At 59.3% G+C, this 24,109-nt stretch carries 19 protein-coding genes and 2 pseudogenes; 11 read left to right on the top strand and 10 right to left on the bottom strand.

The genetic code is table 11. The features are described 5' to 3' along the window. Positions 1–63 precede the first annotated feature (63 nt). Positions 64–2,097: an alkyl/aryl-sulfatase gene (locus AC3WWR_RS10615; RefSeq protein ID WP_020800322.1), complete on the bottom strand. Its 2,034-nt coding sequence runs from the start codon at positions 2,095–2,097 to the stop codon at positions 64–66. A 144-nt stretch (positions 2,098–2,241) separates the two neighbouring features. On the opposite strand from AC3WWR_RS10615, the gene AC3WWR_RS10610 reads away from it, so the two are divergent. The 6 genes and pseudogenes from AC3WWR_RS10610 (at position 2,242) to copD (ending at position 7,642) form a co-directional block, all read left to right on the top strand. Further along, complete coding sequence (locus AC3WWR_RS10610) at positions 2,242–3,198, top strand: LysR family transcriptional regulator (RefSeq protein WP_492598677.1); 957 nt, start codon at positions 2,242–2,244, stop codon at positions 3,196–3,198. Between the two features lie 50 nt (positions 3,199–3,248). After that, a pseudogene (locus tag AC3WWR_RS10605) lies at positions 3,249–3,366 on the top strand (transketolase family protein); the annotation flags it as partial. 183 nt (positions 3,367–3,549) lie between these two features. Then, positions 3,550–5,319 (top strand): copper resistance system multicopper oxidase, encoded by a 1,770-nt coding sequence (locus tag AC3WWR_RS10600; RefSeq protein WP_033044952.1) that lies wholly within the window; start codon positions 3,550–3,552, stop codon positions 5,317–5,319. A 10-nt stretch (positions 5,320–5,329) separates the two neighbouring features. Next, positions 5,330–6,265: a copper resistance protein B gene (locus AC3WWR_RS10595; protein WP_492598676.1), complete on the top strand. Its 936-nt coding sequence runs from the start codon at positions 5,330–5,332 to the stop codon at positions 6,263–6,265. Between the two features lie 54 nt (positions 6,266–6,319). Next, on the top strand, positions 6,320–6,703 hold the full coding sequence (gene copC / locus AC3WWR_RS10590) for a copper homeostasis periplasmic binding protein CopC (RefSeq protein ID WP_033044954.1): 384 nt from the start codon (positions 6,320–6,322) through the stop codon (positions 6,701–6,703). Positions 6,704–6,706: 3 nt separating this feature from the next. Then, complete coding sequence (gene copD / locus AC3WWR_RS10585) at positions 6,707–7,642, top strand: copper homeostasis membrane protein CopD (protein WP_020800327.1); 936 nt, start codon at positions 6,707–6,709, stop codon at positions 7,640–7,642. Positions 7,643–7,950: 308 nt separating this feature from the next. On the opposite strand, the gene AC3WWR_RS10580 is transcribed toward copD, so the two are convergent. Both AC3WWR_RS10580 and AC3WWR_RS10575 read right to left on the bottom strand, forming a co-directional pair. Beyond that, positions 7,951–8,532 (bottom strand): hypothetical protein, encoded by a 582-nt coding sequence (locus AC3WWR_RS10580; protein WP_033044955.1) that lies wholly within the window; start codon positions 8,530–8,532, stop codon positions 7,951–7,953. A gap of 76 nt (positions 8,533–8,608) precedes the next feature. Further along, a complete protein-coding gene (locus AC3WWR_RS10575; RefSeq protein WP_020798134.1) occupies positions 8,609–9,349 on the bottom strand; it encodes a Mut7-C RNAse domain-containing protein in 741 nt (246 codons plus the stop codon). A 641-nt stretch (positions 9,350–9,990) separates the two neighbouring features. On the opposite strand from AC3WWR_RS10575, the gene AC3WWR_RS10570 reads away from it, so the two are divergent. Further along, entirely contained in the window at positions 9,991–10,923 is a 933-nt protein-coding gene (locus AC3WWR_RS10570) for a universal stress protein (protein ID WP_020798135.1), read from the top strand. 24 nt (positions 10,924–10,947) lie between these two features. Here AC3WWR_RS10570 and AC3WWR_RS10565 read toward each other — a convergent pair whose 3' ends face one another. From AC3WWR_RS10565 to AC3WWR_RS10550, 4 genes and pseudogenes are all read right to left on the bottom strand, one after another. After that, a complete protein-coding gene (locus AC3WWR_RS10565) occupies positions 10,948–12,348 on the bottom strand; it encodes an amino acid permease (RefSeq protein ID WP_033043536.1) in 1,401 nt (466 codons plus the stop codon). 228 nt (positions 12,349–12,576) lie between these two features. Beyond that, positions 12,577–13,362, bottom strand: a complete 786-nt coding sequence (locus tag AC3WWR_RS10560) for a methyl-accepting chemotaxis protein (protein WP_432669661.1) — start codon at positions 13,360–13,362, stop codon at positions 12,577–12,579. Positions 13,363–13,440: 78 nt separating this feature from the next. Continuing rightward, positions 13,441–13,629, bottom strand: a pseudogene (locus AC3WWR_RS10555) (HAMP domain-containing protein); the annotation flags it as partial. A gap of 1,229 nt (positions 13,630–14,858) precedes the next feature. Then, positions 14,859–15,329, bottom strand: a complete 471-nt coding sequence (locus AC3WWR_RS10550) for a MarR family winged helix-turn-helix transcriptional regulator (protein WP_033043537.1) — start codon at positions 15,327–15,329, stop codon at positions 14,859–14,861. A 294-nt stretch (positions 15,330–15,623) separates the two neighbouring features. On the opposite strand from AC3WWR_RS10550, the gene AC3WWR_RS10545 reads away from it, so the two are divergent. The 4 genes from AC3WWR_RS10545 to AC3WWR_RS10530 all read left to right on the top strand — a co-directional run bounded on the left by AC3WWR_RS10545 (position 15,624) and on the right by AC3WWR_RS10530 (position 20,579). Then, positions 15,624–16,577: a PDR/VanB family oxidoreductase gene (locus AC3WWR_RS10545; RefSeq protein ID WP_033043538.1), complete on the top strand. Its 954-nt coding sequence runs from the start codon at positions 15,624–15,626 to the stop codon at positions 16,575–16,577. A gap of 26 nt (positions 16,578–16,603) precedes the next feature. Next, complete coding sequence (locus AC3WWR_RS10540; protein ID WP_033043539.1) at positions 16,604–17,680, top strand: Rieske 2Fe-2S domain-containing protein; 1,077 nt, start codon at positions 16,604–16,606, stop codon at positions 17,678–17,680. Between the two features lie 249 nt (positions 17,681–17,929). Next, a complete protein-coding gene (locus tag AC3WWR_RS10535) occupies positions 17,930–19,264 on the top strand; it encodes an MFS transporter (RefSeq protein ID WP_033043540.1) in 1,335 nt (444 codons plus the stop codon). A gap of 37 nt (positions 19,265–19,301) precedes the next feature. Then, a complete protein-coding gene (locus tag AC3WWR_RS10530) occupies positions 19,302–20,579 on the top strand; it encodes an OprD family porin (RefSeq protein ID WP_033043541.1) in 1,278 nt (425 codons plus the stop codon). Positions 20,580–20,639: 60 nt separating this feature from the next. On the opposite strand, the gene AC3WWR_RS10525 is transcribed toward AC3WWR_RS10530, so the two are convergent. Genes AC3WWR_RS10525 through AC3WWR_RS10515 form a run of 3 tightly spaced genes read right to left on the bottom strand, consistent with a single transcriptional unit; the run spans position 20,640 to position 24,107 of the window. Next, positions 20,640–22,274, bottom strand: coding sequence for an arylsulfatase (locus AC3WWR_RS10525; protein WP_033043542.1), 1,635 nt, complete (start codon positions 22,272–22,274; stop codon positions 20,640–20,642). A 56-nt stretch (positions 22,275–22,330) separates the two neighbouring features. Further along, positions 22,331–23,125 (bottom strand): cyclase family protein, encoded by a 795-nt coding sequence (locus tag AC3WWR_RS10520; protein ID WP_033043543.1) that lies wholly within the window; start codon positions 23,123–23,125, stop codon positions 22,331–22,333. Further along, a complete protein-coding gene (locus tag AC3WWR_RS10515) occupies positions 23,103–24,107 on the bottom strand; it encodes an NAD-dependent epimerase/dehydratase family protein (RefSeq protein WP_033043544.1) in 1,005 nt (334 codons plus the stop codon). Before AC3WWR_RS10515 ends, AC3WWR_RS10520 begins: the two co-directional genes overlap by 23 nt. Positions 24,108–24,109: the final 2 nt, after the last annotated feature.

The following is a 24,109-nucleotide window of genomic DNA, read 5'->3' as shown; positions in this document are numbered from 1 at the left end:
GTGTTTAACAGGCGCGTCCAAGCCACAGACGCGCCAGGTTAACTGTCTAACGCGCCATCGCCATTACGGCTTCGTCCCCGGCAGCAGTTCAAAGTCCGGGGTGAATGGGGTCATGGCGGCCATCAGTTGGGCGAACGGTTTGCGATCGCCTTCAAAGGTTGCCTTGCCGTCCGCGACGAGCTGATCGAAGCTGGTCTGCCTGGCCATCACGCCTTCAAGCGCCGAGCGATCGAGGGTGAGGGTCAGGTCGGGTTTTTTTGCCTGCTGGCCCTTGATGCTGGTCAGCGTTGAATTGCTCAGCTCCACCACGAATTGTTCGCCATTGTCCGGGGTCTTGAGGTTCAGGACGAAATGCAAGTCCGCAACCTTGCTGCCATCCAGGCTGATGCCAAGATATTCGAGCCACAACTCCGTGCTCATGGCGCGGATAAAGTCCGGCCCGCCAGATCTTGGCGCCCGGCCCTTGGGCATGCCGTTGCGCAACTCATAGGCCGCCGCCAGGAAGCTGTTGCGCACGCCGGCACTTTCCTTCTGATAGCCCACCTGCTCATAGACGTCCGCCAGCAGGTCCTTGGCCTGGGTGTTTTGCGGCTCGGCGTACACCAGCTTATTGAGAATCTCATAGGCTTCACGGTATTTGCCTTGATCGTACAAGGCTTTGCCCTTGGCCATGATCTTTGCAGCCCCGCCCATCATTTCAACGTACAGCGGAGCCGAATCCTTCGGTGACAGCGGCATCAGCGTGGCCGGGTTGGCATCCCAATAACCCAGGTAGCGGTTGATTACCGCGCGGCTGTTGTGTTCTTCCGAGCCGTGATAGCTATGCGTCGCCCAAGTGTTCTTGAGGCTCTCGGGCAACTTGTAGACATTGTGGATCTCGTTGATGGTGACGCCCTGGTTCGCCGCATGCAGGACGGCGTTGTTCAGGTTGGCATAGGCGTCGCGTTGCGCGCGCATCACTTCCTGGATTCGTTCATTGCCCCAGCGCGGCCAATTGTGCGCGGCAAGCATCACATCCGCCTGCTGGCCGTAGCGATACAGGGCGTTGTTGATGTTCTTCGACCACACCAGCGGATCGCGCACCAAGGCACCGCGCAGGGTGTAGATGTTGTGAATGGTGCCGGTGACGTTCTCGGCCGCCCAGAACGCCTTGAACTGCGGGAACCAGGTATTCATTTCCGACGGTGCTTCGGTGCCTGGCGTGTTCTGGAACTCCATTTGCACCCCGTCGATGGTCACGCTTTCGAAATCCTTTTCGATGTATCGATTAGGTTCGATCAAGCCGATGTTGCCGGAGGCGGCGTTTTTGCCGATCGCCATGTCGACATGACCGTAGGGACTGCGTGGCAACAGCAGGCCGTATTGAAAGAACGCGCGTCGATTCATGGCATTGCCGGCGTATACGTTTTCAGCGACCGCATGCTCCATGAAGCCCACGGGGGCGATCAGCGCGACCTTGCCGCTGCGCACGTCCGCTTCCTCGACTACGCCACGGACACCGCCAAAGTGGTCCGCATGGGAGTGAGAAATCACCACGGCCACGACCGGGCGCTTGCCCAGTTTTTCATTGATGAAATCCAGCGCCGCCCTGGCGGTTTCCTTCGAGGTCAGGGTGTCGAAAACGATCCAGCCGGTGTCGCCCTTGATGAACGTGATATTGGCCAGGTCAAAGCCGCGGATCTGATAGATCCTGTCCGGAACCACTTCATACAGACCATAGGCCATGTTGAGCACGGCCTGCCGTTGCAACGAGGGATTGACCGTGTCGAAGTCCTTGCCCGCGAGCAGGAAATCGTAGCTGCCCATGTTCCAGGCGACGTTCCCTGCATCGGCCATGATCTTGTTGTAGGCCGGCGCTGCGATGAAGCCTTTCCTGGCTTCTTCAAAATCGCGCTTGTCTGCAAAAGGAAGCGTGTTGCGCACACCTTTCTGAAATTCGACGGTGTAGGTCGAGGGCGGTTTGCCCTTGTTGTCGAAATGGTTATCGACATGCTCAATCGCGGCCGGTACGGCAGTTGTCTGAGCAGCAAAAATGCTGGGGTTGAAGCCCGTGGACAGTGCGATGGCCAGCGCGCAACTGAGGGTCTTGTTGTTCATGAAATGTTCCTTCGCCAGAGTATCGATGCCTTGATGGCGCGGGTTTGCTCTTGTTCGTCTTGACCCGCCCGGCAAGGAATAGCATATTCATTTGATTACGAAAAATTCCGTTTTACTTGATATCGATAACATTAAGGTTATGACATGACCCCGCGCCGCCTACGCCAATTCCTGGCATTGATCGAACATGCCCATTTCGGCCAGGCGGCCAAAGCGTTGGGCGTTTCGCAACCTGCGCTCAGTAAAAGTATCCAGCTGCTGGAGCAGGAGCTTGGCGTTACGCTGTTCGATCGACGCAGCGATGGTGTGACCCTGACGGCGTTCGGCCAGGTGCTGCAGGGCAAAAGCCAGCGCTTGTTGATGGCCGAAGAGGACCTTCGGCGAGACATCGCCCTGCTGGCGGATGGCAACATCGGCACACTCAAGGTGGCCTTGGGGCCGTACCCCAGTGTCATCAGCGGCTATCGCGCCATTGCCCGGTTGCACGCCCGCCATCCCAACCTCAAGGTGACGGCCCATGTTGCCGGTTGGCGAGAAGTTGCGCAGCAGGTCGCCAACGGTGTGGTGGATCTGGGGATCGCTGAAATCAGCGCGTTGCAAGGCGAAAAAGAATTCAACTGCGAGCTGTTGGGTGAACATCAGGGGCGCCTGTTTTGCCGACCCGACCATCCGCTGCTTGCGCAACGCTCCCTGAAGCGGGCGCAAGCACTCGATTACCCTTGGGTGGCGTCGCGTATTCCGTCCCGCCTGGCCGGCCTTATACCGCCCGCGACATTAGGCTGCGCCGGTGCCTATGACACAGTGACAGGCGATTTCGTGCCGGCGATTGAAATTGACGTCCCCATGCAAATCGTTCAATTCGTGGTGAACAGCAACGCGCTGGCAATCGGCACGTTGACGGCCTTTGAGCGCGAGTTGCTGGCGGGTGAAATCATACCGCTGCCGCTCCACGATCAGGCGTCGTATATGCATTACGGTTTTATCTCCCTCAAGGAACGCTCGCTGCCGCCCGCCGTCGAGGCTTACATGCGCGAAGTGCGGGCGGTGGAAGAGGACGTCACGCGGCGGGAACGGGAGCTGGCCGCGTTGATGATGAAGTAGCGCAAAATCAGTAATTGAAGTCATGCGCCAACTCTTTTTGCATCCACTGCGCCAAGGCCCACCCCGATCGTTTCCATCAGATGGGTATGGCCCCTGAGGGCTTCGCGCCGCGCCTATGACTTCATCTGCATAGCGATTGCCAAGGAGAACCTCAACGTCAAGATACTTAAGCGTGAAGCCCACATTCGCAAAGTCTGGCATGACAGGATCCAATTCGAGGTCACGGGTGAAGCTGACAAAACCGTAATCTTCAGCTCAGTCTTCTGAAAGGTCACACCCATTACTCTCTTCATCGAACGTGGCAACATCTCCTGATTGCTCCGTCTTCCGACTGACAGGGAACACAGCGTCATGCGACCTGAAACTTCTAGACGAACCTTTGTGAAGGGGCTCGCCGCCACCGGGATTCTCGGCGGCCTCGGGCTATGGCGCACACCTGTCTGGGCGATTACCAGCCCGGGCGAGGCGAATGTCCTGGCCGGTACCGACTTTGACCTGTTCATCGGCGAAACCCCGGTCAACATCACCGGCAACCGGCGCACCGCGATGACCATCAATGGCGGTATTCCCGGCCCCCTGCTGCGCTGGCGCGAAGGCGACACGGTTACGCTGCGGGTGAGGAACAAACTCAATGCCGATACCTCCATTCACTGGCACGGCATCTTGTTGCCGGCCAACATGGACGGCGTACCGGGGCTGAGTTTTCACGGCATCGAACCCGGTGGGATGTATGTCTATCAATTCAAGGTCAGGCAGAACGGCACGTACTGGTATCACAGTCATTCGGGGCTTCAGGAGCAGTCAGGCGTCTACGGCCCGTTGGTGATTGATGCGAAGGAGCCGGAGCCGTTTGAGTACGACCGCGATTATGTGGTGATGCTGACCGACTGGACCGACGAAGACGCGGTCGGCCTGATGAAGACGTTGAAAAAACAGTCGGATTACTACAACTACAACAAGCGCACCGTGGGCGACTTCATCCACGACGTCAGCGAGAAAGGCTGGGGCTCCACCGTCGCAGATCGAAAGATGTGGGCCGAAATGAAGATGAATCCCACAGACCTGGCCGACGTCAGCGGCGCGACTTACACCTATTTGTTGAACGGCCAGGCGCCTGACATGAACTGGACCGGTGTATTCCGTCCCGGAGAGAAACTGCGCCTGCGCTTTATCAACGGCTCCGCCATGACCTATTTCGACGTACGCATTCCCGGCCTGAAAATGACGGTGGTCGCAGCGGACGGCCTGCATGTCAAACCGGTGAGCGTCGACGAGTTTCGCATCGCGGTGGCAGAGACGTTCGATGTGATCGTCGAGCCGACCCAGGATGCCTACACCCTGTTTGCCCAGTCGATGGATCGTACCGGCTACGCCCGCGGCACGCTGGCGGCGAAGGTGGGTTTGTCCGCGCCGATCCCTGCCCTAGACCCGAGACCACTGGTGACCATGGATGACATGGGCATGGGCGGTATGGATCACGGCAGCATGGGCGGCGACATGGCGGGCATGGATCACAGTCAGATGACCGGCATGGACCACAGCTCAATGCAAGGCATGGCCGGCATGGATCACAGCGGCATGACCGGCATGGGCGAAATGCAGTCCCATCCCGCAACGGAAAACAACAATCCACTGGTGGACATGCAAGCCATGACCACTTCACCCAAACTCGATGACCCTGGCCTCGGCCTGCGTGACAATGGTCGTCGCGTCCTGACCTATTCCGACTTGCGCAGCACCTTCGCAGACCCGGACGGCCGCGACCCCGGCCGCACCGTGGAACTGCACCTCACTGGCCACATGGAAAAGTTCGCCTGGTCGTTCAACGGCGTGAAGTTCTCCGACGCTGAACCGCTGCGCCTCAAGTACGGCGAGCGAATCCGCATCGTATTGGTCAACGACACGATGATGACGCATCCCATTCACCTGCATGGCATGTGGAGCGACCTTGAAGACGCGAACGGCGAGTTCATGGTGCGCAAACACACCATCGACATGCCGCCAGGCTCACGGCGCAGTTATCGGGTGACTGCCGACGCGCTCGGCCGCTGGGCCTATCACTGCCACCTCCTGTACCACATGGAAATGGGCATGTTCCGTGAAGTTCGCGTGGAAGAATGAGGCGCTACCCATGATCAGGATTACTCCGATTTTTCTGGCGCTCGTGACCGCGAGCCTGACACTGTCATCGGCAATGGCCGCCACAAACGATATGCAGGGCATGGATCATAGCCAGATGCAGGGCATGGATCATAGCCAGATGCAGGGCATGGATCATAGCCAAATGCAGGGCATGGACCACAGCCAGATGCAAAGCATGGACGACGGCCAGATGCAGCCTGCCGCGCCTGCCGAAAGCCGCACGCCGATTCCGGCGTTGACCGATGCCGACCGCGCCGCCGTGTTCGTCAGCCCCCATGGCCATAACGTCCATGACTCCGCACTCAACTATTACTTGCTTGCCGACAAGCTCGAATGGCAGGACGCTGATGATGGCAGCACCCTGGCCTGGGATATCTCGGGTTGGATCGGCGGCGATATCGACCGCCTGTGGCTGCGCTCGGAAGGCGAACGCACCAATGGCAAGACTGAAGATGCGGAGGTCCAGGCACTGTGGGGCCACGCCATCTCCCCGTGGTGGGACGTAGTGGGCGGCGTTCGCCAGGATTTCAAACCCGGCGACCCACAAACCTGGGCGGCGTTCGGCGTGCAAGGCATGGCCCTGTACAACTTCGAGACCGAAGCCACGGCCTTCATCGGTGAAGGTGGCCAAACCGCCGCGCGCCTGGAAGGCGACTACGACATCCTGCTGACCAACCGACTCATTTTGCAGCCAACCGCCGAACTTAATGTCTACGGCAAAAACGACCCGCAACGAGGCATCGGTTCCGGCCTGTCCAACACTGAAGCGGGCCTGCGCCTGCGGTATGAAATCCGCCGGGAGCTTGCCCCTTACATCGGCGTGACCTGGAACCGCACCTACGGCAAGACAGCCGATTATGCCAGGGAAGAAGGCGAGGATCGCAGTGAGGCACGCCTGGTCCTTGGTGTTCGGCTGTGGTTCTAGTACACGTTAACTACAATCAAAAAAATGACCGCTTGAAGCGGTGAGAGGCCTTGTATGCGATTGATCAAAACCAACGCTGTTGCCATCGCACTTTCCAGCGCGCTGCTGATGAGCACCTTCGCTCAGGCGCACCCGAAATTGCTCTCCTCCACCCCGCAGGAAGGTGCGGTCGGCCCGGCCCCCGCCAAGATCGAACTGCACTTTTCCGAAAACCTCATGACCCAGTTCTCTGGCGCGAAACTGGTCATGACCGAAATGCCGGGCATGGCCCATGCCCCGATGCCCATGAAGGCCAAAGTCTCTGGCGGCAGCGACCCGAAAACCATGGTTATCACGCCGCTCTCTCCATTGCCCGCTGGTAGCTACCAAGTCGATTGGCGCGCGGTGTCGTCGGACACTCATCCGATCACAGGCAACGTTTCGTTCAAAGTGAAATAACTGATGAGCGACTGGGCCAGCATTGCCCTGCGCTTCGGCTTGTACATGGATTTCATGCTGCTCTTTGGCATGGCACTTTTCGGGTTGTACAGCCTTGAAGGACGAAAGCGAGTGTCGGGGGCCGTGTTGCCGTTTCGGTCCATGCTGGCGGGGACGACGGTGCTGGGTGTACTCATGTCTGTCGCCAGCATGGTACTAATGGCGAGCGCCATGAGTGGGGAGTCGGACTTCGCCGAGCTGCACCCGCATATTGAAATGATGGTATTGGAGACGGACGTAGGCTTTGCCTGGGTCGTGCGCATCATCGCGTTGGTTGTTGGCGGTTCAGTGGTGCTGCTCCACCAACGTGCACCTGTCGTTAGCTTGTCAGTCGCAACTATTGCCGGTGGTATAGCCCTGGCCAGTCTCGCCTGGAGCGGTCATGGGGCGATGGATGAGGGCAGTCGTCGTTATTGGCATTTTGCGATGGACATACTGCACCTGCTGGCGGCAGGCGCCTGGCTGGGTGCATTGGTCGCCTTTGCCAGGATGGCAATGCTCGACACGCTGCAAACAGCAGAAAGCATCAAGTTGCTGGCCCGGGTCGTCAACCGATTCGAATCGGTGGGCGCTTTGATCGTAGTCGTGATCACGGTCACAGGCGTCGTGAACTACCTGTTCATCGTGGGTCCAGAACTCGATGCCGTGCTGCTAAGCACCTACGGGACTTTGCTGCTCATCAAAGTGGTGTTGTTTGCCGGGATGTTGGTGCTGGCCGCGTTGAACCGATTTCACCTTGGCCCGCTTTTGCAACGGTCGTTGCGGGAGGGGGAGTATCGAGTGGCGGCTAATGCGTTAAGGCGCAGCGTGTTGGTCGAGTTATCGGCAGCGGTGTTGATTGTGGGGCTGGTGGCCTGGTTGGGAACGTTAAGTCCTGATATGGAGACCGCAGTAACCTGAGCAGGGAGTGAGGCCGGAAAAATGCAGAGGGGCAGGATGTTTTACCCGCCCCTCCCCGGTTGCCTAACCCCGCACGAAAGCAAGCAAATCGGCGTTGATGGTTTCGGGGAACGAATTGGAGATTGCTGAACGGCAGCTGACGGAACTACTTACGGGTTGCGTCCTGCGCATTATCGCAAGAGACGGCCTGAGGGCCGACCTGACTTCAAGTGATCACAATGCGCAGCACTGGTTTGTCGATCCGAAGAGCGCACATGCGCACTTGAACCTCAAGCCATGATGCGAGGCTTGCAGCGGGGCTGTGCAGGCTACGTCAGCTCAAAGCGCTCTAACGCGTAATCCTTGCCGGCCAGGGTCAGTTCAAAAATGGTGGAGCCGAACGTCCCCCTTGTGACTTTTTGCTTCACAAGACGTTTGGCCTGGAGTTGCTTCAGACCGGTTTCGACTTCCAGCGTGCTGAGGGAGACAAGCTTGCAGACGGAGTCTAAATTTGCGACTTTTCGAAAGTTCGCATGATAGGCCAAAGCTTCCATCAACAGCGTCTGGTTTTCCGTCAGCCGTGGGAACTGGGGATTGTTCTTTTTGTAAACTTTTCGCTCTATCTCGTGTAGCTCGCCGTCAATGCCATCGGTGATGCGGGCGTAGAAAATCGCGACAGACAGCGTACCGATTAAAATCGCGATAATCATCAGCAGCGACCAATTCGGCATTGGCGTTTCCAGTAAAAGCCAATCCCAAAAAAACAGCAGCCAGCCCGTGGTAACTGTCAGCAACGTCAGGTCGAAGTAAGTGTCGAGCAGCGTCATGGCAACCCCGGCGACCAGGAAAATTCCCGCCGGGTAGGCCATGGCCTTGAACATGAACGGAGAATGCTTGCCTTGTGCTGCCATGCTACTCGTCTCGAGTATGGAAACAGATGTAATCAGCATAGCAGCGCAAAAGTGCTCGTCTGGCTTGCAAGTTCAGTTATCGATCCAGCAAAGGTGCCAGCAGTGCACACATGCCCCGCCAGTGCGAACCCTCCCAGTAAATCCGTTGGCAGCCGTCGCAGCGCAGGAAGTGCGAATAGAGCGCGCCAACCCGTGGCGGCACCTGCAAGCGGGCCAGTTCCGCGCTGATCTCGTGCAGCGGCAGGTTGCAATGAAGGCACAGGCTGAACGGTCGAGCGCTACGCGCCAGGTCCAGGCGTTCGTAGATTTCACGCAGCTGCAACGACGGCTTCAAAGCGTGCACGTAACAGCCGTGGCTGATGATGCGCCGCTTGAGCAGCTCGCGGTCGCGGGTCAGCACGATGCGCCCTTGCGTTGCTGCGATCTCGGCGATCTCGCCATCCTCGAAGCCATTGTCGTAGAGCGTGTCGAAACCGCTCATGCGCAACAGGCTGGCCAGCCCACCCAGGTGCGCATCAGCGACGAAGCGCAACACCCGTAAAGGCTGCGCACGCACCTTCAGCAGCGGGCTGATGTCCAGCGCTTCGAACTTGGGATACACCGCCAGCCGGTCACCATCGATGATCACCCGATCCAGGCCCACCGACTCACCGTTGAGCAGCACCAACTCGACCTCCGTGTGCGGTATCCCGAGCGCCTCGATCATGTGCTTGACCGTCGCCCCTCGCGCGCACTCGCAGGTGAATGACTGCCGCCGCCGCTCGGCCGGCAGGAAATCGTTGAGCTCCTCGTAGAAGCGGAAGGTTGCGCTGGTCATGCTCAACAGTATGGCAGGACTGCAGGGTGAGCGAGTCCAGTGCGAACATTTGCAATACGGCGCGTTTTCATCAGATCGAATAGGGTTTGCCCGGAGGATCTTTAGGTGAAAATCAACTAACTCAAGCGACGGGCTAACTGAACTTTAAACAATATATCCCGCATACTTAGCAATCGAGTTGAGCGGGCAAGAAAACGCAATAAGGCAACTCGATTTACTTCACCAAGTTTGGAGGTATTCCTCTGCGCGTTACATTGGTGCGGACGGAAAGGCGCAGGCAGGCATGGCATTGAACGTGGCAGATGCTCACGCGTTTCATTGCCGGCAACGCAACCACCAGGAACTAACGCAGGTCATTCAACACGCAGTGTATCGGCCGCGTTACAACTTAATATAGATGCCATGGAAGAACAGCGCCAGTGATATGGAGTCAACTTACGCAGTTGCATGAGCGATCAGCAGCCGTTCCAGTAAGTAATGCCAGCGCGATCTAGCGTCAACAATCTGGCTGGCAGGATTCGCAATTAGCTGTCGCGTGCATGAAGTCGGTAAGTGAGCTTCCGGTTGACGGGCGGGTAAGGCCAAGAACGCCCTTGCCGCCGCCCCAATAAAAAACTGTACTCACGCACAGGAAGACTCTCATGCACACCATTCGCAACACCTTGGTGGTGGTGGATTGGCAGCAGTCCAGCGACCTGATCCTGAACCGGGCCAAAATGATTGCCAGCGCTACCCAGTCGCACCTGCACCTGCTGGCTTGCGACAAAGGCAATCAACATTCCTCCTACATGAACGACATGCAAGGCGCCCTGGTAAAGGAGGGTTACAGTGTAAGTACCCAGCAGGCCTGGCAAGGGAGTCCGTACAAGACCATCATCGCCGCCCAGCAAGCGCAAGGCTGCGGCCTGGTGATCAAGCAGCACCTGCCCGACAACCCGCTGATAAAGGCCCTGCTTACCCCCGAGGACTGGAAGCTGCTGCGATACTGCCCCAGCCCGGTGCTTATCGTAAAAACCACAAGGCCCTGGACCGGTGGCGCCATTCTCGCGGCCATCGATGCTGGCAGCAGTGACATGGAACATCGCGTCCTGCATTCCGGCATCGTCAGCCACGGCTATGACATCGCCACACTGGCCGGGGGCACGCTGCACATGTTGAGTGCCCACCCCTACCCCATGCTGTCGGCGGCCGACTCCGTATTCCAGCTCAAGGAAAGTATTCAGGCGCTCTATCGCGAACTGTGCAAGACATTCCAGGCCGAATTCGACGTCAGCGACGAACGCCTGCATATCGAGGAAGGTCCTGCCGAGGTTCTGATCCCGTACATCGCGCACAAGCTCGAAGCGGTGCTCACAGTGATCGGTAGTGTGGCCCGCACCGGACTGTCTGGCGCATTGATCGGCAACACCGCCGAGATGATCCTGGACACCCTGGACAGCGACGTACTGGTGCTCAAACCGGACGACATCATTACCCACCTGGAGGAACTGGCCGCCCCATCACACGGTACATCGGCAGACACTACGACATCCTCCTGGCCGTATCACCACCATAACCATCGGCCACATACTTAAGAGCCCGACAAGCAGTCTAGCCAGCTATCCCACCGACGTCGCCCTTGCAGCCCGTGCCGGTTCACGGGATGTCACCAGGCCGATGAAGGAAATCGCCAACGCCAGGCCGATGGTCGCGCTCACTTCGGTGCGGTGCTCGGGCGTGATCATCATCACCGCCAGCGCCGCACAGATGAACAGGATGACCAACCAGGTCAGCCCTGGGAACAACCACATGCGAAAGGCCAGTTCGACCTTCTGCCGACGCAACATCCGCCGCATGCGCAACTGCGACACGGCAATGGCCAGGTACACCAGCAAGGCGATGGCGCCGGAACTGGCGAGCAGGAACTCGAACAGGCCGGCGGGCATGAAGTAGCTCCAGACAGTGATCGCGGCGCCCAGCACCGTGCTGGCGATGACGGCGGCCCGCGGCACGCCTTCGGAGGAGGTCGCCTTGAGCGCCTTCGGTGCGTCGCCACGACGGCCCAGCGAGTACAGCATGCGCGAGGCAATGTAGATCGAGGAGTTCATGCAACTGGCCACGGCGATCAGTACCACCACGTCCACCATGAACTTGGCGTGGGGAATGTTCATCAGCTCAAGCGCGCGCTGGTAGGAACCCACGGAAGCCAACAGCGGATCATTCCAGGGCACCACGGAGATCACCACGAAAATCGACAACAGGTAGAACACCCCGATCCGCCAGATCACCGAGCGAGTGGCCTTGGCAATGTTTTGCGCGGGGTTATTCGATTCGGCAGCGGCGATGGTGACCGCCTCCGTACCGATGAAGCTGAACATGATGGTGATGAAAGCGCCGACCACCGCGGACAAGCCGTTGGGGGCAAAGCCGCCGTGCTGGGCCATCAGGCCGCTCAAGCCGCTGACCTGGCGATCGGGAACCCAGCCCATCAGCACGGCAAAACCCACACCGATGAAACCGATGATCGCCACGACCTTGGCCATGGCGAACCAGAATTCGAACTCCCCGTACTTGGACACACTGAACAGATTGGTCACCACCAGGGCGATGATCGAACCCAGGGCGAACAGCCAGGCATCGACCTGGGGAAACCACTGGTGCAGCACATGGCCGGCCGCCAGGGCTTCGATGGGAATCACCAGGACCCAGAACCACCAATAAAGCCAACCGATGGTAAACCCGGCCCAGCGCCCGATGGCCTGGTCGGCATAGGTAGAGAACGATCCGGTATCGGGATTGGCCACCGCCATTTCCCCGAGCATGCGCATGACCAGCACGACCAGCAGGCCGGAGAACAGATAGGCCAGCAAGACGGCCGGGCCAGCGGCGGCAATGGCATGCCCCGACCCGACGAACAGGCCGGCACCAATGATGCCGGCGATGGAAAGCATGGTGACGTGACGAGGCTTGAAGCCCTGCGCCAATTGGCCGTTCGAATCCTTGAAACTGGGGCTTGTCATTGTGGGCACCGCGGCAAAAGATGCGCCACCTTACCCGGCTTTTCCGCCAAATCAATTACCTGATCGCGTCGCCTCCGTACCTGATCTCGACACATATCAAGTATTCGTTCACAGCCAACACTCATCAGTCATCAACAGGGCGCCGTCGTTGGAGGATCACGCAAAAGATGACAAGGTCATTGGCCCAGTTGCTGGAAGAGCGTCTCCGATTTGCTCGGCACACTGCTTTCAGCTGCTTGCGTGAAATGCCCCTACTGCTTGACCAAGGCTTGCACTCAGGCGCTGCAGGTCGCCATTGGCCATTTCCAGGCGTTCACACTCCTCGGCATTTTGCTCCACCACCAAGTCCACCTGACCCAGGGCCGCATCGACACGGCAGACGATGTCGTGTTGGGTCGCTGCCGCTTGGGTGATGCTCTGTCCGGTTTGTTCGACACGCGAGATAGCCTCGGTAATCGCGTCCAGAACCTGGTTCGCCCGCGTAGTCAGATCAACGCCCTCAGCGGTCAGCCGCTGGCTGTCACACAGGCAGGCGGCGGTATCACCGGTCACCTGCCCGAGACGTTGAATCATGCTGTCGATCTCCCCCGTTGACGCTTGCGTGCGCCTGGCGAGTGCCCGTACTTCATCCGCGACTACTGCAAAACCACGACCATGTTCACCGGCACGGGCAGCCTCGATAGCAGCGTTCAAGGCCAGTAGATTTGTCTGCTCGGCGATGGCGCTGATCACGTCCAGCACACGGGTAATAGCCTTGCTCTGCTGTTCCAGCATTTGCATGGAGCTTGCACTGCTGGTCATTTCCCGCGCCAACCGCTGCAGGCTTTGACTGGCTTGTCGTACCAGATCGTCCCCCTGATGGATCAGCTCGCAGGTCTCACCCAGGGTTATCTGGTTGTCTGCGACTTGCCGGGTAACCTGCGCAGCAGCCAGTGTCATATGCTGCATGGCCTCGACCACCTGCGCGGTCTGTTCGCGCTGCGCACGTACTCCCTGCCCTGTGCGCTCGACCATTGAGTCCAGGGTGACGGCGGCAGAGTCGAGCTGTTGCACTTCGCTGCCGATCCGTCCCACAAGATTTCGCAGCGCCTGCAGCATCAGGTCGATCGCGTGGCCGAGCTGGCCCAACTCGTCGTGCCGACCAGGCAGTGCCGGACGCTCTTTCAGATCCCCCGCCGCCACACGTTGCGCCAGTTCAAGCATCGACCTCAGTGGAGTGACAATCGAGCGACGGATCAACAGGCACGCACCGACGCTGAGCACCACCGCCAGCAGCACCATCACCGCCAGTTGTAGCTCCAGACGTTGGCGAAGTAATTCATAAGCTTGCCCGGCCCTGACGCGCTCGTCTTCCAATAGCATCGTCACTTTCTCAGCCGAAATCGACATGCTCGCCTGTTGCGCCAGGGCCTGTTCACCACTGACGGCATATCCCAAAAATGCCTGGCGATATTCGGTCAACGCCGCGCTGGCCTCATCCAGAGCACGATGCCGATCGCCGTCGAGTTGCGCATTCAGGCTGCTCAACGCCGTGGCAAGCTCACTGATACGGTTGACCCAGTCGTCCCGATAACGCTTCTGCGGATCCAGGGTAAAATACAGCTCGCTGTCGCGCAGGTTGGCCAAGCGTTCGCGTAATACAACCGCCTCCTCCAGTTGCTGCATTGACTGGGCATCGGGCAGCCTGTGCTGCTCCAGATCCAGGTTGATATCGTCCAGTTGATCGAGGAACACCTCGCCGAAACGCTGTCCCGACGTTTGCGCCAGCACTTGCATGCATAGCCGCGCTTGTAACGCCTGCTGGCGCGCCTCGGCATAGGCTTGAAACGCCTTCAGGTATCGGTCGGATGAGTCCGCAAGCGTAAGAGCGAAGTCCTCGCCCAAGCGTGCAAGTGGTGATCCGGCTTGTAGCTGACGCAGTGCCTCCTCGACCTGCGCGGCCGTCTGCGGAGACGGCAGCAAACCGAAATCCTTCTCCGCAAGCCGCGCTTGGGCGAGATTGGCTTTGCGGCGATCCAGCTCGCGTAAATGTGTGGCGCTGGACTGCGTGGCCTGCACCGAATACCAGGCGGTGAGCGCCATGCCCAGCGTGCAGATCAGCACCAGACCGAAGCCGAGGGACAGCTTGCCGCCGACACTCAGGCGGCTGGGCAAAGCACCGAGGAAGTTGGTGGTCATGTGCAAGAAAGGCCTGACACCAACGCGCTGGCAAGCGTCAGCCTTGAAGACACACGCGGCAATGCGGCGATGTAGCGAATAGCCATCGAATGAACCCTCTTTTATTGTTTTTGTTGGCCATTGTTATCAGCCGGCTCCGGCCCGGTAAGGCAGCCGGAACCGGTACGCGTCACTTGGCGGGTCAGGCGGAGCGATGCGCACAGGTTGCCTGTGACAGAGGGGGGGTGACTAATCGCTTGTCGGGATGCGACCTATCGGCAAGCACAATACCTGAACGATCGGCGAGCGAGTCGATAAGGGCGCAAAGGGAGGTCAGGCATTGATACGCAGGTTCAAGCGTCTACGGGATCGTAGTCGTTCACATTGGATACCTGGGCATGCATGCGGCCCAACAAATCGATCAGGGTGTCCACTTCAGAAGCAGAGAGCCCGCTGAGCAAGCGCCGCTCTCGTTCCAGTGCAACCTTGAGCACCCGATCATGCAGTGCTTTTCCGCTGTCAGTCAGGCTGACGGTGTAGCGCCGCGCATCCTTCGGATCGACCTGGCTGCAAATGTGCCCTGCAACTTCCAACGATTGCAGTGAACGGCTGACCGCACTCTTGTCGAGTCCGATCGTCTGACAGATTCGATTGGCCGTGATGTCATTTTCCACGGCGAGCATCGAGAGCATTCGCCACTCGACCACACCGATGCCGAAATGCTTGCGATAACACTGCGATGCCCCCGAAGAGAGCTTGTTGGACAAGAAATTCAACAGTGCAGGGACATAACGCGTCAGGTTCAGTTGGGATTCTGCGGACATTGAACGAACACCTTGAATCGGCGAGGCCTTTGAATATTAGTTGACACCGCAACTAAATAATCGGAGGATTTCTCTACCGAACGTCACGGGGGATGAGCTGCATGATATGCCGTCGCCCTGACTCATAAAAATAATTATCAGGTCCTGGTCATGAACCCCTTCAATCTCACCTCCTTCGCCTTGATCAAGCAAACGATCGCCCACCACGCCCCAGCGCCCGGCTGACCCGTCCCCCAGCCAATGCTCTGACCAATGCTTTTTTTCAGCAGCCACTTCAGTGTGGAGGGATAAGTCATGCTTCAAGTCAACGTCACCCGCAAAGCAGAGGAAGCCGAAGGCATCTGCAGTTTCGAACTGTGTGCCGCGCACGGTAGTACGCTGCCGGCGTTCGAGGCCGGTGCCCACATCGACATCCACATTGCCGAGGGTCTTACCCGGCAGTACTCCTTGTGCAACGATCCCCGGGAACGCCACCGCTACCTGATCAGCGTGCTCAAGGACCCGGATTCCCGTGGCGGCTCCAAAGCCATGCATGAGCAGGTACGGTCTGGGCAAACGCTCACCATCAGCACTCCGCGCAACCTTTTTCCGCTTGATCGCTCAGCCAGCCGACACCTGCTGTTTGGCGGTGGCATCGGGATCACGCCCATGCTGGCCATGGCCTATGAGCTATCGCACCAGGGAGCCGATTTCGAGTTGCACTACTGCTTTCGATCAAGCAAACGCGCGGCGTTCGTTGCAATGCTTGCGCAAACTCCTTTCGCCGGGCGCATAAAGTTTCATGACGATAGCGGCCCCCAGATCCAGAAGCTGGATGCGTCAGCCTCGCTCGCGACACCAGACGCTGGCACCCATCTCTATGTGTGCGGGCCGGCGGGTTTCATGAAGTACATCCTCGATGCTGCGCAGCACGCCGGGTGGTCGCAGGACCGCGTCCATAAAGAATTCTTCGCCGCAGACCCGATCGATCAAAGCGCTAATGCACCCTTCGAAGTCGAGCTGGCAAGCAGTGGCCAGGTTTTTCAGATTCCTGCCGAACGCACGGTGTTCGAAGTGCTGGACGAGGCCGGCATAGCGATCGAGTCATCCTGCGAGCAAGGTGTCTGCGGCACCTGCGTAACCCGTGTACTCATGGGCATACCAGACCACCGGGACAAGTTTCTGACAGTGACCGAACACGCTGCAAACGACCGCTTTACCCCCTGCTGCTCTCGCGCCAGATCATCACGACTGGTACTTGATCTCTGAATTCGAACAACAACATGGAGAACACCATGAGTACATCCACTCTCCAAACGCTTGCCGTAGAAATTCCAGCGCCTGCCTTGCCTGACTTCCCCCTGAACCAGTGGTACGTCGCTGCCCTGGGTTGGGAGTTGAAGGACAAGCCCGTGGGCCGGACACTGCTCAACAAGCCTGTCGTGCTATTTCGCAAAGCCAACGGCGAGGTCGCTGCGCTGGAAGACCGCTGCTGCCATAGAGCGCTGCCATTGTCGAACGGCACGCTCGAAGAGTCCGGCATTCGTTGCGGCTACCACGGCCTGCTGTTCGATGAACGCGGTCAATGCGTCGAGATCCCTGGCCAGGACAAGATTCCGAGCAAGGCCCAAGTGCCCGCGTATCATGTACGTGAGCAGGACCAGATCGTCTGGATCTGGTTTGGCAGCGAGACTCAATCCGAACCGGCCTGCGAGCCGCCGACCTACCCTGTCCACAGCAATGGCAAATATTTGTTCGACGGTAGCGTGTACCACTACAACGCGCCTTATCAGTTGATTCACGACAACCTCATGGACTTGAGCCATCTGGGTTATGTCCACCTGCGCACCATCGGTGGCAACGCCAGCATCCACATGAATGCCCGGATGAGCGTGGAAAGTGAAGACAACGTGGTACGGGTCGTGCGCCACATGCCGGATTCTGTTCCACCCCCCACCTACACGGCCGCCTACCCGTTCAAAGGTACCGTGGACCGCTGGCAGGAAATCGAATTTCACGTCAGTCACCTGCGCATCTGGACCGGTGCGGTAGATGCCGGCACCGATGACCTCGATGACCCCGACCGCGGTGGTTTCCATATGCGCGGGTTCCACGGGGTAACGCCAGAGACCGAAACCACCAGTCACTACTTCTGGACCATCGCCACCAACCCCGAAAGCGATCCCGAAGCCATCAAGGCAAAGGTGATCGAGCAAACGGTACTGACCTTCGATGAAGACAAGGAAATTATCGAAGCCCAGTACCGGAACATGTGCCGGTTCGGCGTGCGCCCAATGATCGACATACATGTCGATGTCGGTGCCAATCGCGCCCGCCGCATCATCGAGCAGCTTCGCCAATCCACTTCTTGAGTACACGGCGCATGCGCTCTGAATGACTGTGCGTGCGCATTTTTCCCGGCCGACTCAGGCGTTCCTTCGTCCTGAGCGCGGTGCCGCCCCGGAGTCGAGTCGCGGCTGCGAGGCACCTTGCATGCTCCACTGACCTACAAAAACAAGAAGGTATCGACATGTACACACTGCAATCCCTGCTTGGCGGGGCGGTTTCGGCTGCCCGTCGTTCACATCAACTCTCAACCCATAACCTCGGAGCCTGACGCCATGAGCCAGTCGATTGGGCAACAGCTGGACGAAAAACCCATGGTCAGTTTCCAGTGGGGCGTGATTGCGCTCTGCTTTCTGATCAACATGCTGGATGGCTTCGATGTATTGGTGATGGCATTCACCGCGGCTTCCATTTCCGCCGACTGGGGCCTGAGCGGCACTCACCTAGGTTACCTGCTCAGCGCAGGACTTGTTGGAATGGCTATCGGCTCGTTGTTTATCGCTCCCTGGGCCGACCGCTTTGGGCGACGGCCGCTCATCTTGCTGTGTGTCGGCATTGCGGGGCTCGGCATGCTGGCGTCATCAAGGGCGACATCCCCAGAAATGCTGGCCGTATTGCGCCTGATCACCGGACTTGGCATTGGTGGCATTTTGGCCAGCAGCTACGTTATCGCTGGGGAGTACGCAAACAAGAAGTGGCGCAGTCTGGCCATCAGCCTGCAATCCACAGCCTACGCACTGGGCGCAACAATCGGCGGCCTGATCGCGGCGCAGATCATCCCGTCGCTGGGCTGGCGTTCGGTGTTCTTCTACGGTGGCGTAACGACGCTGCTGACCTTGCCGATCCTTGCATTCTGGTTGCCCGAGTCCCTGGCATTCCTGCTGTCTCGCCAACCCCGGCGCGCGCTGGAACGTAGCAATGCTCTGCTGCAACGAGTGGCGATCACCTCCCTCGAACGGTTGCCCGAGGCGTTGCGCGAATCCAGGAAACCGCTGCGTGCCACCTTTGCCGAGCTTTTCTCGCCAGCCTTGCTCCGTTCAACCTTGCTGGTGTGGATCGCCTTCTTTCTGGTGATGTTCGGTTTCTATTTCGTCATGAGCTGGACGCCGAGGCTGCTGGTTTCGGCCGGCCTGTCGAATACGCAGGGAATTACTGGTGGCGTGCTACTCAACGTCGGGGGCATTCTCGGCACCTCGCTGATCGGTTTGCTGGCGGCGCGCTTTCGTCTGTCGCGGGTGCTCATGGCCTACCTGCTGGTCAATGCGGTACTGCTGGCAGTCTTCGTGCAATTCACTGCCAACCTGAACCTGGCCTTCGCCCTGGTGCTGCTGATCGGAATCTTCGTCAACGGCTGCGTCGCCGGGCTCTATGCCCTTACTCCGAGCATCTACACCGCCACCCAGCGCGTCACCGGCCTGGGTTGGGGCATTGGCATCGGTCGCGCCGGTGCGATCCTCTCGCCATTGGTGGCGGGCCGGTTGATCGATGCGCAGTGGCAGCCCGCTGACCTTTACCTGTTATTTGCCCTGTCCTTCGTCCTCGCAGCCCTCGCCGTCCGGCTTTTGAAGCCGCAGCGGCTGCTCCAGCTGAACACCGTCGGCAATACCTGAATCAGGCGTCCATAACAATAAAAGCAGGACAAATCACATGCAAAAAACCATTGAATGCCCTTGGCGCTACGGCCTTGGCATGGCGATAGCCTGCGCCTCTACTACAGCCTGCGCAGGGTTCGTGGACGGCAGCAGCGCTTCCCTGACTGCACGCAATTTCTACCTGGATCGAGATTACAAAGGTACCAGTCCGTATTCGGCCGCTCGTGAGTGGGCCCAGGGGTTCATCCTCAAAGCCAATTCCGGCTTTACTGAAGGGACGGTGGGCTTCGGCCTGGACCTGACGGGCATGCTGGGGCTCAAGCTGGACTCATCGCCGGATCGGACCGGCACCCAACTCCTGCCTTACGACCCAACGACCCGAGAGGCGGCAGACGAGTATTCGGAGTTGGGCGTGGCGCTCAAGGCGAAGACCTCCAAGACCCGCCTGTCCATTGGCACGCAGTTCCCTGCCCTGCCAGTGATCACCGCAAGTCCTGCGCGTTTGCTGCCGCAATCCTTCCGAGGCGCCTATGCGGTTTCCGAAGACATCGACGACCTCACGTTGCACACGGGACGCATGGATAGAGTGAACCTGCGCGATTCCACCGACTATCAGCCAATATCACTGGCGTCGCCCAATGGCCGCTTCAAACCAGGTGCCAGCTCCGAACGGTTTGACTTCATCGGCGGCGACTATCGCCGGTCTGACACATTGACGCTTCGCTATTTTCACGCCGAACTGAAGGACATCTATACCCAGGACTTTGCAGGCGGCATCCATCTGCTGCCCCTCGGCCCCGGCAAACTGAAGACCGATGTGCGGGTCTACCGCAGTCGGGAGAACGGTCGGGCAGAAGCTGGCAAGGTGGACAACCTCAACGCCGGTGCGATGTTCAGCTACCAGATCGCCGCCCACACCCTGGGCATGGGTTACATGTACCAGACGGGCGACACGGCGATGGCCTACATTGCCGGTGGGGAGCCAATGGTGCTCAGCGATGGCACCATGAGCGCAGACTTCGTCAACCCGAAGGAGCGGACCTGGGTGGCGCGTTACGACTACAACTTTGCCGCCGTCGGCCTGCCGGGGCTAACCGGCATGGCCCGCTATTTGAGGGGAAGCCACATCGACCTGCCTCATCTGGGGGGCAGCGATCTGACGGAGTCCTCTAAAGATCTGGAGCTGGCCTATGTCATACAGTCAGGCCCGGCAAAGAACCTCGCTCTACGCTTACGCCACGCGTTGTATCGCAATGAGCAGAGTGCAGCCTCGACATTCCGAAGTGACAACGAAACCCGGATCAACATCGACTACACACTCAAGGTCTGGTGACTGACTGCAGGAAAAGTGTCTGCCCTCATGCATCCATGCTGTTGCATGAGGGCAACCCGGTCAATGCGTTGGAAACACCACGCCCACCCGCTCGGCATACTTCATCCAGGCCGCCTTGAGCCGTTGCACCGTCTCCGGTTGGGCGGCCGCCAGGTCGGTGGTTTCGCCGCGGTCCTGCACCAGATCGAACAATTGCCATTGCGGCGGCTGGGCGTTATCGCCAAACCCGCCCTGCGGGCGCATGCCAAGCAGCTTCAGGTTTCCCTCGCGGTAATAGGCATTGCCGAACAGCTCTCCGGCCAGGCTGTCGTCAATGTGCGGGCTGCCTTTACCGGCGAGCATTGGCAGCATTGATTTGCCGGTGATCGGGTGTTTATCGGCATCGGCTGGCAGTGCGATACCTGCCAGTTCCAGGAAGGTCGGCGCCAGGTCATCCACCCGCGCTACGGCGCGTTCCACCCCCTGACGACGCAATGCCTTGGGCAACTGGACGATCGCCGGCACGCTGATGCCGCCTTCTGCAGTGGTGCCTTTGAGCAGGTGGAAGGGAGCCGCGCTGACCTCGGCCCAGCGCAGGCCATAGTCGATCTGTGATCCCTTCTGCCCGAGGTTGGCATAGCTATTGTCGGTGCGCACGCCCGGTGGATAGAACTGGGCGTGGTTCTCCCCCGCCGCCCCGTTATCCGACATGAACACGATCAGGGTGTTGTCGTACTGGCCACTCTGGCGCAGGTAATCGATCAAGCGGCCGATGTTATGGTCGAGGTTATCGACCATGGCAGCATAGATTTCCATCTTCCGCGCCTCGACGCGTTGCTGCTCAGGGCTCAGTTGCTCCCAGCCCGGCAGTTTGGGATTGACCGGCAACGGCTGCGCCGGCCGGGCGTCGCTGGCCATGATGCCAAGGCTTTTCATTCGTTCGATCCGCGCCGAACGGACGCTGTCGTACCCTTGATCAAACCGCCCCTTGTACTTATCCAGGTACTCCTTGGGCGCTTGCAGCGGCCAGTGCGGCGACGTGAAGGCCGCGTAGGCGAAAAACGGCTTGCGGTCTTTCTGGCTGTTTTGCAGGTAGCCGATCAGCTTGTCGGTGTAGAAGTCCGAGGAATAGAAATTCTCCGGCAACTCCACGGCCTTGCCGTTTTCGCGGTAGTGCACCTGCTCGATTTTGGTCGGGTCGAGGCTGGAGGGTTTGAAGTGCGATGCACCGCCCTCCAGCAAGGTGAAAGACTGCTCGAATCCTCGTTGATCAGGTCCTTGATCCGCCTCCAGGCCCAGGTGCCATTTACCGACCATCAGGGTGCTGTAGCCGCCCTGTTGCAGCAGTTCGGCAATCGAGTAAGAACGCTGGTTCAGATACCCCTCGTAACCCGGCTTGCCCCGTTGAAACGGTTGCAAGGCTTCAGCCATGGTGCCGAGCCCGGCGAGGTGATTGTCGGTGCCGGACATCAGCATCGAGCGGGTGATCGAACAGGTCGGTGCAGCGTACAGGTTGGTGAACTGCAGGCCATCCCTGGCTAGTTGATCCAGGGTTGGCGTATTGATTTCGCCGCCGTAGCTGCCCAGGTCGGAATACCCCAGGTCATCGGCTACGATCAGCAGGATATTGGGCTGCGCGGGGCCGGCGCTGGCCGCCATGACCAGGCTGCTGCCCAGTGCCAGCACGGCCGTTAGAAACGTTTGAGGCAGACGCATGTGTTCTCTCTTATTGTGTTTTATCAAGGGCTGTTCCTGGCTTTTGCGCTGGCGGCTTACTCTTCGAAAATCGCCACCGCGCGAACAAACCCCGCCGATGCGTGCTTGATCTTGTAGGGAAAACACGACACCACGAATCCACTGGCCGGCAGGGATTCCAGGTTGGCGAGCTTTTCCATTTGCCCATAGCCGATATCGCGTCCGGCCTTGTGCCCTTCCCAAATGATCGAGGCATCGCCGTCGGCTGCAAAACGCTCTCGGGTGTACTTGAATGGTGCATCCCAACTCCAGGCATCGGTGCCGACCACCCGCACCCCACGCTCCAACAGATACAAGGTGGCTTCACGACCGATTCCGACACCGGCATCCAGATACCCCGGTTGACCGAATAACGCCCCGGCACGGGTGTTGACCAGCACGATATCCAGTGGCTGCAATTGATGGCCAATTCGCCCCAGCTCGGCTTCGAGCTCGTCGGCCGTCACCACATGACCGTCCGCCATATGCCGAAAGTCCAGCTTCACCCCCGGTTGCAGGCACCAATCCAGCGGTAACTCATCGATGCCAAACGCCGGCTGACCGCCGTCGGTGGTCGAGGCGTAATGCCAGGGCGCATCCATGTGCGTGCCGCTGTGGGTGGTGATGTGCAGTCGCTCGGCCGCCCAGGATTCGTTGCCTGGCATCTGCTCGAGCTGCAGCCCGGGGAACATCGCGGCCATTTCCGGCCAGCCTTGTTGGTGATCCATGTAATCGATCTTCGGCAGCAAGGGTGGCGGATCGGTATAGGGGTTGTTGTCGAGGGTGACCGAGAGGTCGACGAGACGACGCTTAGGCTTGTTTGGCTGTGACATGAAGGGTCTCTCCGGTCAGGGGCAAGTGTCGGGGGGTGGCGGGATTCAGTGAGTTGCGGACCAGCGCGGCAGCATTACGGTCATGGTTGAAACCGGCGGCTCGCGCTTGCGGGGTTTTCAGTGGTGGCATGCGCCCGAACAGCGCTTCGAGTCGGGCGTCTGGCGCATAGCTGATCAGGTTACGGCGCTCTTGCCCGTAGCGCTCGGCCAATGCGTCGATCACCTGGGCCATGGACAAATGCAGAACCGGCAACTGCCACACCCGTTGCGCGCCCAACGCGGCGCCATCGAGCTCTGCAGCGTGGATCAGGTTGTTCACACAGCAGCGCGCCGACATCCACCAGGCTGTCGCCTCTGGCGAGACCGGGCAGCGATAGGATTCGCCTTCGGCAAAGGCCCGCATCAGGTCGCTCATGAACGCCGAACGCAAGCCATTGGGCTCGCGGGGCCGAGCGACAATGCCCGGCAGGCGCAACACGCGACCATCCACGTCGCCGCGCCGGGCAAGGTCGCTCACGGCGCTTTCCACCATGGCCTTGTGCGTGCCATAGGACAGTTCGGGGTGCAGCTCGGCAGCCTCGTTCATCCGTTCCGGCAAATCACCGCCATACACCGCGACGCTGCTGGCATACACCAAAACGGGTGGCTGGCTGTTGTTGCGCAGCTGGTTGAGCAATTCCAGGCTGGCCAGCAGGTTCACCTGGTAACCGAGTTCATACTGCTCTTCTGCCGCGCCACCGGGAATGCTGACCAGATGGAACACCACGTCGATGCCGTCGGCCAACACCCGGCGCATCAAGGCCGGATCGGTCACGCTGCCGAAATGACGACGCAGGCGAGCGTCTTCCGGCAAGCCCTGCAAGTCCCTGTCCAGCACCAGCAACGAGCCAATGCGCTGGCCACGCAAGCTGCCCCGCGCCAGCAAGCAGCGCACCAGCTCTCGTCCGACAAAACCATTGGCACCGGTAATCAACACACGCATAA

The sequence above is a fragment of the Pseudomonas sp. EB271-G4-1 genome, from assembly GCF_058791355.1.
Note: the sequence above shows the minus strand (reverse complement) of the source record. Positions and strands in the feature narration are given on the sequence as shown.

Excerpts from the sequence above, each read along its gene's own strand:
- AC3WWR_RS10615 (WP_020800322.1), bottom strand. The coding sequence starts at position 2,097 with ATGAACAACAAGACCCTCAGTTGCGCGCTGGCCATCGCACTGTCCACG.
- AC3WWR_RS10610 (WP_492598677.1), top strand. The coding sequence starts at position 2,242 with ATGACCCCGCGCCGCCTACGCCAATTCCTGGCATTGATCGAACATGCC.
- AC3WWR_RS10600 (WP_033044952.1), top strand. The coding sequence starts at position 3,550 with ATGCGACCTGAAACTTCTAGACGAACCTTTGTGAAGGGGCTCGCCGCC.
- AC3WWR_RS10595 (WP_492598676.1), top strand. The coding sequence starts at position 5,330 with ATGATCAGGATTACTCCGATTTTTCTGGCGCTCGTGACCGCGAGCCTG.
- copC (WP_033044954.1), top strand. The coding sequence starts at position 6,320 with ATGCGATTGATCAAAACCAACGCTGTTGCCATCGCACTTTCCAGCGCG.
- copD (WP_020800327.1), top strand. The coding sequence starts at position 6,707 with ATGAGCGACTGGGCCAGCATTGCCCTGCGCTTCGGCTTGTACATGGAT.
- AC3WWR_RS10580 (WP_033044955.1), bottom strand. The coding sequence starts at position 8,532 with ATGGCAGCACAAGGCAAGCATTCTCCGTTCATGTTCAAGGCCATGGCC.
- AC3WWR_RS10575 (WP_020798134.1), bottom strand. The coding sequence starts at position 9,349 with ATGACCAGCGCAACCTTCCGCTTCTACGAGGAGCTCAACGATTTCCTG.
- AC3WWR_RS10570 (WP_020798135.1), top strand. The coding sequence starts at position 9,991 with ATGCACACCATTCGCAACACCTTGGTGGTGGTGGATTGGCAGCAGTCC.
- AC3WWR_RS10565 (WP_033043536.1), bottom strand. The coding sequence starts at position 12,348 with ATGACAAGCCCCAGTTTCAAGGATTCGAACGGCCAATTGGCGCAGGGC.
- AC3WWR_RS10560 (WP_432669661.1), bottom strand. The coding sequence starts at position 13,362 with ATGGTCGAGCGCACAGGGCAGGGAGTACGTGCGCAGCGCGAACAGACC.
- AC3WWR_RS10550 (WP_033043537.1), bottom strand. The coding sequence starts at position 15,329 with ATGTCCGCAGAATCCCAACTGAACCTGACGCGTTATGTCCCTGCACTG.
- AC3WWR_RS10545 (WP_033043538.1), top strand. The coding sequence starts at position 15,624 with ATGCTTCAAGTCAACGTCACCCGCAAAGCAGAGGAAGCCGAAGGCATC.
- AC3WWR_RS10540 (WP_033043539.1), top strand. The coding sequence starts at position 16,604 with ATGAGTACATCCACTCTCCAAACGCTTGCCGTAGAAATTCCAGCGCCT.
- AC3WWR_RS10535 (WP_033043540.1), top strand. The coding sequence starts at position 17,930 with ATGAGCCAGTCGATTGGGCAACAGCTGGACGAAAAACCCATGGTCAGT.
- AC3WWR_RS10530 (WP_033043541.1), top strand. The coding sequence starts at position 19,302 with ATGCAAAAAACCATTGAATGCCCTTGGCGCTACGGCCTTGGCATGGCG.
- AC3WWR_RS10525 (WP_033043542.1), bottom strand. The coding sequence starts at position 22,274 with ATGCGTCTGCCTCAAACGTTTCTAACGGCCGTGCTGGCACTGGGCAGC.
- AC3WWR_RS10520 (WP_033043543.1), bottom strand. The coding sequence starts at position 23,125 with ATGTCACAGCCAAACAAGCCTAAGCGTCGTCTCGTCGACCTCTCGGTC.
- AC3WWR_RS10515 (WP_033043544.1), bottom strand. The coding sequence starts at position 24,107 with ATGCGTGTGTTGATTACCGGTGCCAATGGTTTTGTCGGACGAGAGCTG.